7 protein-coding genes are annotated in these 11,415 nt (G+C 45.4%); all 7 read left to right on the forward strand.

Annotated elements, in window-relative coordinates; all coding sequences use genetic code 11:
- Positions 1-78 precede the first annotated feature (78 nt).
- A complete protein-coding gene (gene mfd / locus HMPREF0373_RS04945; RefSeq protein ID WP_021738520.1) occupies positions 79-3,624 on the forward strand; it encodes a transcription-repair coupling factor in 3,546 nt (1,181 codons plus the stop codon).
- Between the two features lie 286 nt (positions 3,625-3,910).
- Positions 3,911-4,984, forward strand: a complete 1,074-nt coding sequence (locus HMPREF0373_RS04950) for a peptidyl-prolyl cis-trans isomerase (protein WP_044962988.1) — start codon at positions 3,911-3,913, stop codon at positions 4,982-4,984.
- A 149-nt stretch (positions 4,985-5,133) separates the two neighbouring features.
- Positions 5,134-5,667: a shikimate kinase gene (locus HMPREF0373_RS04955; protein ID WP_021738524.1), complete on the forward strand. Its 534-nt coding sequence runs from the start codon at positions 5,134-5,136 to the stop codon at positions 5,665-5,667.
- 129 nt (positions 5,668-5,796) lie between these two features.
- Positions 5,797-7,086 carry a UDP-N-acetylglucosamine 1-carboxyvinyltransferase gene (locus HMPREF0373_RS04960; RefSeq protein WP_021738525.1) on the forward strand — a complete coding sequence of 430 codons (1,290 nt, stop codon included), beginning with the start codon at positions 5,797-5,799 and terminating at the stop codon, positions 7,084-7,086.
- 452 nt (positions 7,087-7,538) lie between these two features.
- Positions 7,539-8,720 (forward strand): methionine adenosyltransferase, encoded by a 1,182-nt coding sequence (gene metK / locus HMPREF0373_RS04965; RefSeq protein WP_044962990.1) that lies wholly within the window; start codon positions 7,539-7,541, stop codon positions 8,718-8,720.
- Between the two features lie 360 nt (positions 8,721-9,080).
- A complete protein-coding gene (locus HMPREF0373_RS04970) occupies positions 9,081-10,652 on the forward strand; it encodes an AAA family ATPase (RefSeq protein WP_021738529.1) in 1,572 nt (523 codons plus the stop codon).
- Positions 10,653-10,744: 92 nt separating this feature from the next.
- Positions 10,745-11,415 (forward strand): hypothetical protein (locus HMPREF0373_RS16925; RefSeq protein ID WP_044962992.1); only part of this gene is annotated, 671 nt, incomplete at its 3' end.

Raw genomic sequence — 11,415 nt, forward strand, 5'->3', positions numbered from 1 at the left:
TATGTCATGCATTGCATGACGTGCATCTCGCAGCAAGAATGCAGGGACATTCTTGAATAAATGTAAAGGAGGAATGACATGGATGCTTTTGTAAGTCCGCTGCATGAACTGGGCAGTTTTGAGGAACTGGAGCGGGCCTCGGCGAAGGAGGGCACGGTGCTCTCGGCAACCGGCTGTATGGATGCACAAAAACCACATATGATGTACGGATGGAACAATGGCAGGGGCATGCGTGTCATTGTTACTTTTAATGAACAGAAGGCACGGGAACTGCTGGATGCTTACCGGTATTTTGACCGGAAAGCGGTATATTTTCCGGCAAAGGATATTCTGTTCTATCAGTCAGATATCCGTGGTAATGCACTGACACAGGAGCGGATCCAGGCATTCAGGACCTTGTTTGAGGAAAAGGATGCGGCCATCATCACTACTTTTGATGCATTGTTGGACCGCCTGGTGCGGCCGGAAGTGCTGCGTGGATTTTTGCTGCGGCTGAAGAATGAGGATACGGTAGATCTGGAGGTGCTGCGCAGACGTTTGGTAGGGCTGGGTTATGAAAGTGTCTATCAGGTAGAAACACCGGGCGAATTTGCCATCCGTGGCGGTATCGTGGATATTTTTGCACTGACGGAGGAACTCCCTTACCGTATCGAACTGTGGGGGGATGAGGTAGATTCCATCCGTACTTTTGATCCGGACAGCCAGCGTTCCGTGGATACCATGGAAGAGATCGTGGTGTATCCGGCGGCGGAACTTGTGCTGACAAGAGAGCAGAAAAGTACAGGATTGGACCGCATTGTAAAGGAAGGAAAAAAAATCACAGAACGTTTCCGAAAGGAGATGAAAACCCAGGAAGCACACCGGTTACAGGAGGCGGTAGATTTGCTGAAAGAGCAGGTGGAGGAACTTGGAAGCCTCAGGGCGGCAGAGAGTTATCTGACGTATTTTTATCAGGATACTGTGGGATTTCTGGAGTTTGCCTCCCGTTGTGCCGGGGCACAGGAGCAGAAATTGCTGATCTTTATAGATGAACCGGCTCGCTGCCTGGAGAAAGCGTCTGCAGTGGAAAAAGAATTTTCCCAGAGTATGACGCAGCGTCTGGAGAAAGGCTATATTTTGCCGGGACAGGCAGATATTCTATATACCCATCAGACGGTGACAGCACAGATACAGCAGTTTGGCTGTATTCTGATCTCGGCCATGGAACTGCGTGCGGAGGGACTGGCACCGGCGCAAAGCTGCTTTTTCCAGGTGCATTCTGTCAATGCTTACAACAGCAGTTTTGAACTGCTCTCCAAAGATCTGAAAAGTTATAAAAAACGCAAATACCGGGTGATCCTCATGTGCAGCTCCCGGACCCGTGCGGAGCGTATGGCGGAGGATCTGCGACAGAAGGAACTGAATGCATTTTTTACGACTGATACAGACCGTGCGGTGCAGCCGGGAGAAGTCATGGTGCTGTATGGCAAGCTGAAACGCGGATTTGAATATCCGGATATCAAATTCGTCGTGCTGACAGAGACCGACATTTTTGGTGGGGAAAAGAAGAAACGGAAAAAGAAAAAGAAGATTTACGAGGGTGAGCATATCCAGAGTTTCTCCGAACTGAAACCGGGAGATTATGTGGTGCATGAGAATCACGGTCTCGGTATTTTCCGCGGCATAGAGAAAATCGAAGTCGACAAGACCATGCGGGATTACATGAAGATTGAGTATGACAAAGGCGGCAATCTGTATGTGTTGGCGACACAGCTTGATTTGATCCAGAAATATGCCGGTGCGGATGCGAAGAAACCGAAGCTGAACCGTCTGGGCGGACAGGAGTGGACAAAGACCCGGCACCGGGTACAGAAAGCGGTACAGGAAGTGGCGCAGGAACTGGTGGAATTGTATGCCATCCGCCAGAGTAAGGAAGGCTATGAATATGGACCGGATACCGTATGGCAGCGGGAATTTGAGGAAATGTTTCCATATGATGAGACGGAGGATCAGCGTCTTGCCATCGAAGCGACGAAAGCGGATATGGAAAGCAGGAAAATCATGGATCGTCTGATCTGCGGTGACGTTGGTTTTGGCAAGACTGAGGTGGCGATCCGAGCGGCCTTCAAAGCAGCACAGGAGGAAAAACAGGTTATTTATCTGGTGCCGACGACGATTCTGGCACAGCAGCATTACAATACATTTGTACAGCGAATGAAGGATTTTCCGATCAATGTGGAACTGATGTGCCGCTTTCGTACTCCGAAGCAGCAGAAAGCGACTCTGGAGGGGCTGAAGCGTGGAACCGTGGATATCGTGATCGGAACCCACCGCCTGCTGTCTAAGGATGTGGAGTGCAAAAATCTCGGTCTGCTGATCATTGATGAGGAACAGCGGTTTGGCGTGACACATAAAGAAAAGATCAAACAGATGAAAAAGGATGTGGATGTGCTGACCCTGACAGCAACCCCGATTCCGAGAACGCTGCATATGAGTCTGATCGGTATCCGTGACATGAGTGTATTGGAAGAACCGCCTCAGGATCGTATGCCGATCCAGACTTATGTTATGGAATATGATGAAGAAATGATCCGGGAAGCCATTGAGCGTGAAATGGCCAGGGACGGTCAGGTGTACTATGTATTCAACCGGGTCAACCAGATTGCAGAAGTGGCAGCAAGGATTGCAGAACTGGTGCCGGATGCAGAAGTGGCATATGCGCACGGTCAGATGAGTGAGCGGGAACTGGAGCGCGTGATGTATCAGTTCATGAACGGGGAAGTGGATGTGCTGGTGTCGACTACTATTATTGAAACCGGACTGGATATCGGAAATGTCAATACCATGATCATTCACGATGCGGATAATCTGGGACTATCCCAGTTGTATCAGCTGCGAGGAAGGATTGGACGTTCCAACCGGACAGCCTATGCGTTCCTGATGTATCGCAGAAATAAAATGCTGAAAGAAGTGGCAGAGAAACGGCTGTCTGCCATTCGGGAATTTACCGATCTGGGAAGCGGCTTCAAAATCGCCATGAAAGATCTTGAGATACGGGGGGCCGGGAATCTGCTGGGCGAGCAGCAGCATGGTCATATGGAAGCCGTTGGATATGATCTGTACTGCAAGATGTTGAATGAAGCGGTAAAAACGGCAAAGGGAGAAGCAGTGGAAGAATCCTTTGAGACATCCATCGATATTGAGCTGGATGCCTATATTCCAAACGGTTATATCGCAAATGAATATCAGAAGCTGGATATTTACAAGCGGATCGCAGCCATTGAAAATGAGGAAGAAAAGGATGAGATGCTGGATGAACTGATCGACCGTTTTGGAGAACCGCCGCGGCCGGTACAGAATCTGCTGCGAGTGGCACAGTTGAAAGCAGAAGCTCACAGCCTGTATTTTGTGGAAATCAAAGAGTCTTCCAATGACATTACCTTCCGGATGTTTGAACGTGCGAAAGTAAATGGAAGCAACATTCCGCTGGTGGTGGAGAAAAATAAACCATTGTTGTCCTTTGTTCCGGATAAAAAAGAACCGTATTTTTATTATCGAAAACAAAAAAACAGTCCTGATACGATTGAGGTGATCTATCGTGTGCTGGCAGACTGCCGGGAATTGTTGGCGGAGCAGGGTTCGTAATGTAAAAATACCTTGCGGTGACGGGGAATCTACGCTATACTTGAAAAATGAAAGTATCCGTTATGTGCAGTGATTCTGAGAGGAATATGTCAGCTTACGTTGACCAGAGTGATGCACCAGGTCTCACGTGCGTTCGACTTGAATTTCTATATAATGCACAGACCGGATATCGGAAAACAGACAGAATTTGATCATAAATAGTATTAAGAGACATAATATCACATGCGGTACAGATTTCGATGGAAACATACGTGGAAGCTGATGACCGTTATAGATGGAGGAAACCATGAGATTTAAGAAATTTGCTGCAATTATCCTGATGAGTACCATGATTGGAACGATGAGTCTGAGCGGATGCGGTGGCGTGAACAAAGATGCAGTGGCAATTACGATGACAAGTGATGACAAAGATGCCATCGAAGTGACTATGGGATATGCAAACTTTGCGGCACGTATTCAGCAGGCCGGTTATGACAGTGTTTTTGCTTCTTATTATGGAGATGACTACTGGACAAATGACTCCTATGCAAAGGATGGAAAGAACATGCAGGAATCTATAAAGGATAGTGTACTGGAAAGCATTGAGACACAGTATCTGCTGGAGAAACATATGTCAGATTACGGTGTGGAGATCACAGAGGAAGATCAGGCAGCCATCAAAAAAGCAGCAGAGCAGTTTATGTCGGACAACTCCAAAGCAGCACTCAAAGAAGTGGGAGCTACACAGGAGTATGTAGAGCGTTATCTGTATCTGCAGACAGTAGAGAAGAGAATGAAGGCAGCCATCAGCGCGACTGCTGATACAAACGTATCCGATGAGGAAGCAGCACAGAGAACATTCAGTTATATGAAGATCAGTCTGACAACTTATACGGATGAGAGCGGCAAACAGCAGACTTATAGCGCAGATGAGACCACTGTAGTGAAGAAAAATGCAGACGATGCAGCACAAAAAGCACAGAGCGATTTTGATGGAACCGCACAAGAATATTCCTACGATGTACAGACATATTCTTATGGAAGCGATGAAAAGAGCGAGGCAGATGGCGGTTTCTGTGATGCGGTCATCGCAGCGGCAAACAGCATGACAGCCGGACAGGTATCCGGTCTGATCGAGGGTGCCGACTGTTATTATATCATCCGACTGGACAGCGAGTTTGATGCAGATGCAACAGAAAAGAAGAAAGAAAGTATCATCAGTGACCGTCAGGATCAGCTTTATCAGGATGTAACGGATGGATACAAAGACGCTGTAAAGATCAAAGTTGATGAGGATGAGTGGGCGAAAGTGAAATTTGATAATATCTTTACTACACCGTCTGCTGCTGACAACAGCGATTCCAGCGCGACAGCAGAATAAGATGCCGGTTTTACAGATCAGAAGGTGTGCATTGGAAAGATCACAGACCGGATATCAGAAATTCAGATAAAACAGACAGAGCGGACATTTGTCCGCTTTGTTTCACGGGTTACAGGATAGAAGCTTACAGAGAAAGATTTAGTTGAGAGATGAAAAAGGAAAATATTGTTTTAATAGGCATGCCGGGTGTTGGAAAAAGTACCATCGGTGTCGTTCTGGCAAAAGTTCTTGGATATGAGTTTATTGATGCAGATCTGCTGATCCAGAAAGCAGAGGGCAAGCTGCTCCGGGAAATCATCGAGGAGAAGGGAACGGACGGTTTTATCGAAGTGGAGAACCGTGTAAACAGCCAGATCCGGACAACACACAGTGTGATTTCGACCGGCGGAAGCGTCGTGTATGGAAAAGAAGCGATGGAGCATCTTGGTTCCATCGGAACAATCGTATATCTGAAACAGAATCTGAAGCCACTGGAGCGTCGGCTGCGCAACATCAAAGGACGTGGCGTTGTATTGAAACCGGGTCAGACATTAGCCGGACTGTACAAAGAGCGTGTGGTCTTATATGAAAAATATGCCGACATCATTGTGGATGAATATAAATTGAATGTAGAACAGACACTAGATGCTGTTTTACAGGCGTTAAAAGAAAAGAATGGAACCGAAATGGCTGGAGATGAATAAAATAAAGCAAAGTTTCTTTTCTAAGCGAGAATTTCATGATACAATAGGTAAAAATGAAAAATTTTCTTGACAATTTTTTTGAGATATAGTTATAATAGCGTGTTTAAATATATAGCATAGAGGTGCAAAATGGATCAATATGTAATAAAAGGTGGAAATCCATTAGTCGGAGATGTGGCAATCGGCGGAGCAAAGAATGCAGCGCTGGCGATTCTTGCCGCAGCAGTGATGACGGACGAAACCGTTACAATAGATAATTTACCAAATGTCCGTGATATCAATGTCATGCTTCAGGCAATCGAGAACATTGGTGCGACTGTCGAGCGGATCGACGTTCACACGGTAAAGATCAACGGCTCAACCATTCATGAAACGAGCGTTGATAATGAATACATCAGAAAAATCCGTGCGTCCTATTATCTACTGGGCGCCTTACTTGGAAAATATAAAGATGCAGAAGTAGCACTGCCGGGCGGATGTGCGATCGGAAGCCGTCCGATCGACCTGCATCTGAAAGGATTCCGTGCCATGGGTGCGGAGATTGATATTCACCATGGTCTGGTAGCAGCGAAGGCAGACCGCCTTTGTGGTACCCATATTTATATGGATAAGGTTTCCGTAGGAGCCACCATCAATATCATGATGGCAGCAGCTATGGCAGAGGGAAAGACGATCATCGAGAATGCAGCGAAAGAGCCGCATGTCGTTGATGTGGCAAATTTCCTGAACCGGATGGGAGCCAATATCCGCGGAGCCGGAACTGACGTGATCCGTATTTCCGGTGTTGAGAAACTGCACAAGACGGAATATTCTATCATTCCGGATCAGATTGAGGCAGGTACATTTATGTTTGCGGCAGCCGCAACGCATGGTGATGTCACAGTAAAAAATGTCATTCCGAAGCATCTGGAGGCAACCAGTGCGAAACTGATCGAAGTGGGATGTGAGATTCAGGAGTTTGATGATGCAGTACGTGTCATCGCAAAGAATCCGCTGCATCATACGCAGGTGACCACACTGCCGTATCCGGGCTTCCCGACAGATATGCAGCCACAGATGGGTGTGGTACTGGGTGTTTCTGAGGGAACAAGCACCATTACCGAGAGCATTTTCGAGAACCGTTTCAAATATGTGGATGAACTGGAGAAGATGGGTGCTAATATCAAAGTGGAAGGTAATATCGCGATCATCAACGGTGTGGAGCGTTATACCGGCGCGAGAGTCAGCGCACCGGATCTTCGTGCAGGCGCAGCTCTAGTCATTGCAGGATTGGCAGGCGACGGCATCACTATCGTAGACGACATCTACTATATTGAACGTGGATATGAGGCATTTGATGAGAAATTCAGAGGCCTTGGCGGCATGATGGAAAAGGTAAGTTCTGAGAAAGAGATTCAGCAGTTCCGGTTAAAAATCTGATCCGTGACAGAAGACTGATATCCGGCAGAAGTGAGAAAAATGAATAGCAGGCGGGCGGGCAATGTTGGCTGCCCGCTTTTTATTTGATAGGAAATTACGTTGAATTTCCTATCAAATAAAAGCACTTCGTGCAAACAATGCACACTCGCACGAGAAGAAATGATTGCTTCGCAAGCGTGTTCGGCGCGGACAAGAAAGATGTGCTGTTGATGCTTTTGTCCGCGAGAGTGTGTGATAGCACACTTTCTTGTGTCTCCATATAGAACAGATGAAAAAATATGGATTTTTCCAGCTTTTTGACGATTTGTTCAACATTTTCGGGGGAATCTGTTGGTTGACTTTTGCTACTTTCGAATGTATGATACATAAAGTATGACTGCAATAACGTGAACAGTGGGAGTTCACATGTTTCAATTTAGATTAGAATGAGAGAAAAAGAACGGAGGATAATTATGGAAAAATTATTATTTACTTCTGAATCAGTTACAGAGGGACATCCGGACAAAGTCTGCGATGCCGTATCTGATGCAATTCTGGATGCCTGCATGGCACAGGATCCGATGAGCCGTGTTGCCTGCGAGACAGCTGCTTGTACAGGTTTCGTATTAGTAACAGGTGAGATCACTACAAAAGCACAGCTTGATATCCCGTCTATCGTTCGTCAGACTGTAAACGAGATTGGTTACAATGATGCAAAGACAGGTTTCGATGGAAATACATGTGCAGTTATGGTTGCTCTGGATCAGCAGTCCGCTGATATCGCTATGGGTGTTGACAAAGCACTGGAAGCAAAAGAGGGTGCACTGACTGACGATCTGGATACAGGTGCCGGCGATCAGGGTATGATGTTCGGTTATGCTACAAACGAGACACCGGAATTAATGCCTTACCCGATCTCTCTTGCTCACAAAATGGCTCTTCAGCTTACAAAAGTTCGTAAAGACGGTACATTAAGCTACTTAAGACCAGACGGAAAAACTCAGGTTTCCGTAGAGTATGATGAGAACGGCGCACCGAAGAGATTAGAGGCTGTTGTTCTTTCCACACAGCATGATGATGATGTAACTCAGGAGCAGATCCATGAGGATATCAAAAAATATGTATTCGATCCGATCCTTCCGGCAGAGCTGATCGATGATGAGACAAAATTCTTCATCAACCCGACAGGACGTTTCGTAATCGGTGGACCGCACGGTGATGCAGGTCTGACAGGACGTAAGATCATCGTTGATACATACGGTGGAATGGCTCGTCACGGCGGCGGAGCTTTCTCCGGAAAAGACTGCACAAAAGTAGACCGCTCTGCAGCATATGCAGCACGTTACGTTGCAAAGAATATCGTTGCAGCAGGTCTGGCTGACAAATGCGAGATTCAGCTTTCCTACGCAATCGGTGTAGCACAGCCGACATCCGTTATGGTAGATACATTCGGAACAGGCAAACTGTCTGATGAGAAACTGGTTGAGATCGTTCGTGAGAACTTCGATCTTCGTCCGGCTGGCATCATCAAAATGCTTGACTTAAGAAGACCGATCTACAAAGCAACAGCTGCTTACGGACACTTCGGACGTACAGACGTAGATCTTCCTTGGGAAGCAACTGACAAAGTTGATGTATTAAAGAAATATCTGTAAGATAAATAATTATGGAATGAGATAAAAATCTCCGTCGTTTGTTGAAAAACAGCGGCGGGGATTTTTTTACGTTCTATATCAGAATCTGAGAAAAACAGATTATCCATCGGTCTCATAAGCGGAAATGTCTTCTTCAGATACTGATCAGTTAACGATTGATATATTCCATTGGAATCTGATAAACTTATGTTGCAGATTTGTAGTTAGCAGTTAAAAATGAAAAGTCGTTACATTTCGATATAAAGATATATCGGGATGCAGCGACTTTTCTTTTTTCCGGACTTTTGATTTGAGAGTGTCTATGCTACAATAGTTAGCAGAAGAAGTAGCAGAAGATTTTTTGCGTCAGGAGGCTATACGATGGGAACATATCTGAATCCGGATAACAGTAAATTTCAGGAAAGTATTAATTCTGATATTTATGTAGATAAAACGGGATTGATTACCTATACCAATTCTGTGATACACACGCAGCAAAAATGTATCTGTGTCAGCCGGCCACGCCGGTTTGGAAAATCTATGGCCGCCAATATGCTTTCAGCATATTACAGCCGTGGCTGTGATTCAAAAGAATTATTTCAAAATCTTGAGATCGCTGAGGATGATCAGTTTGAAACATATCTGAATCAGTATGATGTGATTTTCCTGAATGTGCAGGAGTTCCTGAGTCAGAGTAAAAATATCGATGAAATGATCTCTCTGATTCGCAGAAGCGTATTGTGGGATTTGTTGGTGGAATATCCGGAGTTTCGGTATTTTGATACTTCCAATCTGACACGGACGATGCAGGATGTTTATCAGCAGACGAAATGCTCGTTTGTAGTGATCATCGATGAGTGGGATTGTGTGTTCCGGGAATATAAAACAGATCGGGAGACGCAGGAACGGTATCTTGATTTCTTACGGGATCTGCTGAAAGATAAAGGATATATTCATCTGGCCTATATGACAGGAATCTTACCAATAAAAAAATATGGAACACATTCTGCATTGAATATGTTTGATGAGTTTTCGATGATTGAGCCGGGACCACTGGCGTCTTATGTTGGTTTTACAGAAATAGAAGTTCAGAAACTGTGCGGTCAGTACGACATGGAGATTGAGGAAGTGAAAAACTGGTACGATGGATATTCTTTTGATAAAGCTTTATCAGTGTACAGTCCGCGTTCGGTTGTAAGCTGTATGCGTCTCGGAAAGATAGGGAATTACTGGAATCAGACGGAGACATTTGAGGCATTGCAGGTGTATATTGATATGAATTTTGACGGCCTGAAAGATGATGTACTCAGTATGATTGCGGGAAATCAGGTTCCTGTCAATATCGGAAGTTTTACAAATGACATGACGACATTCCGGTCGGAAGATGATGTGCTGACATTGCTGATTCATCTTGGCTATCTCGGATATGACAGCGATAATAAAGCTGTATTTATTCCAAATGGAGAGATTCGGTCAGAGTATGTGAATGCAGTGTCTGTATCTGACTGGGGAGAAGTCTCCAAAGGTTTGAAAAATTCTGCGGACACGCTGCAGGCTATCTGGGAAAATCGACCGTTGCAGGTGGCAGAAGGAATTCGGCAGGCGCATTTTGAAACCTCACATATCCAATATAATGATGAGAATGCTCTGAGTTATACGGTATCGCTTGCTTTGTATGCAGCAAGAAATTTTTATACGGTGCACAGAGAATTTCCTGGTGGAAAAGGATTTGCAGATCTTGTGTTTATTCCACGGAAGAAGTTTTCGGAGAAACCGGCACTGGTCGTGGAATTGAAATGGGATAAGACTGCCAGAGGGGCGATCACGCAGATAAAAGAAAAAGAGTATTGCCGCAGTCTGGAAGAATATCACGGAAATCTGTTGCTGGTAGGAATTAATTATGACCGTAAAACCAGAGAACATACATGTTGCATAGAAGAAATGGAGCGATAGAAATTGCAACCTTTTGATTTCGTATTTTCTATGCTATAATGAAAAAACAAGTGAAAATTAATGGTTTAGAAAAAGGAAAGGAGAGAGAAGACATGAAAAAAAGAAACAGAAGACTGCTTGCTGTATTGTGTGCTGTCGTTACTGCGGCAGGTATCGCAGCACCGGCGATGACTCCGGTGTACGCGGCACAGAATGAAGTAACGAATGAAGAAGCTGTAAATGCTGAAGTTATGAGTGCCGGAAACACGAAGGATGATGTGGATGACTCCGGAAATGCGGATGAACAGGAGGATGTTTATTCGCTGAAATATATCGCTGTGGATGGCCGTACAACATGGTATTATGCAAATGAAAAAGGCGAAGTGGATAAGGATTACACCGGTGTGACAGATAATGACTATGGCTGGTGGTATGTCAAAAACGGAGAAGTGGATTTCTCTTACACGGGACTTGGATTCAATGATGCGGGATGCTGGCGTATTGTAAACGGAGCAGTAGATTTTGGCTGTACCGGCGTAGTAGACAGTGAGTATGGCTGGTGGTATGTCCGTGACGGTCACGTAGACTATTCTTACACAGGAATTGCACCGAATGAGTATGGTTGGTGGAGAATCGTCAACGGTCAGGTTGATTTTACCTGCAACAGCGTTGAGTCAAATGAATATGGCTGGTTTTATCTCAGAAACGGTCAGGTTGATTTTTCTTATACAGGGCTCGGATTCAATGATGCTGGATGCTGGCGTATTGTAAACGGAGCAGTAGA

This window comes from Eubacterium ramulus ATCC 29099 (assembly GCF_000469345.1).
In the GTDB taxonomy this organism is placed as follows: domain Bacteria; phylum Bacillota; class Clostridia; order Lachnospirales; family Lachnospiraceae; genus Eubacterium_I; species Eubacterium_I ramulus.